Origin of the sequence: Mycobacterium intermedium (assembly GCF_002086275.1) — a bacterium.
Lineage (GTDB): Bacteria > Actinomycetota > Actinomycetes > Mycobacteriales > Mycobacteriaceae > Mycobacterium > Mycobacterium intermedium.
In genome coordinates, this window is the sequence record NZ_MVHT01000250.1 from 1 (window position 1) to 1,121 (window position 1,121).

The following is a 1,121-nucleotide window of genomic DNA, read 5'->3' on the forward strand; positions in this document are numbered from 1 at the left end:
TAGGCGTCGCAGTAGGGCTCTTCCCGCGGGTCGAACGACGTCGCCGAGTAGTAGGGGACCTCCGGTTCCAGCGGGCTGATGTCTTCGAGCGCCTCGGTCAGCTCGTCGAGGATCGGCTCCACCTGCGGTGAGTGCGAGGCCACGTCCACGGCGACCTCGCGGGCCATGATGTCGCGCTCTTCCCAGATCGCCACCAGGTCACGCACCGTCTGGGTCGCTCCACCGATCACCGTCGACTGCGGCGAAGCCATCACCGCGACCACGACATCGTTGATGCCTCGCGAGGTGAGTTCGGAAAGCACTTGCTGGGCAGGCAATTCCACCGACGCCATGGCGCCGGCGCCGGAGATGCGCGTCATCAGCTTGGAGCGCCGGCAGATCACCTTCACGCCGTCTTCGATCGACAGCGCACCGGCCACCACGGATGCCGCCGACTCGCCCAGCGAGTGGCCGATCACCGCACCGGGCGTCACGCCGTAGGCCTTCATCGTCGCCGCCAACGCGACCTGGATGGCGAACAGCGTCGGCTGCACCCGGTCGATACCGGTGACCACCTCGGGAGCGGTCATCGCCTCGGTCACCGAGAACCCGGACTCCGCGGCGATCAGCGGCTCGATCTCGGCGATGGTCGCGGCGAACACCGGCTCGTTGGCCAGCAGGTCCGCGCCCATGCGGGCCCACTGCGAACCCTGCCCGGAAAAGACCCAGACCGGCCCCCGGTCGTCGTGGCCGACCGCGGCCGGATGCGGGACCTCGCTGCCGGCGACCTCGCGCAGTGCCGCCGACAACTCTTCGCGGGTGCCGGCCAGCACGGCCGTGCGCACCCGGCGATGCCCACGCCGGCGCGACAGCGTGTAGGCGAGGTCGGTGATCGAAAACTCGGGTCCTTGTGCGTCGACCCAATCGGCAAGCCGGGTAGCGGTTTCGGCCAGCGCCTCGTCAGAACTGGAGGACAGCGGGAAGAACAGCATTCCCTCCAGGGCCGGGGTACCCGCCGGCGCGACGACTTCGGGCGCCCCCTCGGTGGGCGCCTGTTCGAGGATCGCGTGCACGTTGGTGCCGGAGAATCCATACGACGACACCGCGGCCCGGCGCGGCCCGTTGTCGCTGGGCCAAGGCGT

At 69.7% G+C, this 1,121-nt stretch carries 1 protein-coding gene; it reads right to left on the reverse strand.

Annotated features, from left to right (window positions below):
- Positions 1-1,121, reverse strand: a 1,121-nt coding sequence (locus tag BST27_RS30495; RefSeq protein WP_139805501.1) for an acyltransferase domain-containing protein, incomplete at both ends; no start/stop codon positions are given.